General features: G+C 44.5%; 1 protein-coding gene. It reads left to right on the top strand.

Going from position 1 to position 229, the window contains the following annotated elements:
* Window positions 1–229 (top strand): IS66 family transposase (locus V6256_RS15540; RefSeq protein ID WP_341599141.1); only part of this gene is annotated, 229 nt, incomplete at both ends.

Raw genomic sequence — 229 nt, 5'->3', positions numbered from 1 at the left:
ATTCCTAATATCGTACTTTACGACTTCCATAACAGTCGTGCGGCTACTTGCGTGGTCGATTACCTTAATGGTTATAAAGGCTACTTGCATGTTGATGGCTATCAAGCTTATGGTAAAACGCAGGCTACCCTCGTAGGTTGTTGGGCGCATGCTAGGCGCAAGTTCATTGACGCGAAAAAGCTACAAGGTAAACATAAAGCAGGTAAAGCCGATGTCGTATTGAGTCTCA

Origin of the sequence: Psychromonas aquatilis (assembly GCF_038155185.1) — a bacterium.
GTDB classification, from domain to species: Bacteria; Pseudomonadota; Gammaproteobacteria; order Enterobacterales; family Psychromonadaceae; genus Psychromonas; species Psychromonas aquatilis.
Note: the sequence above shows the minus strand (reverse complement) of the source record. Positions and strands in the feature narration are given on the sequence as shown.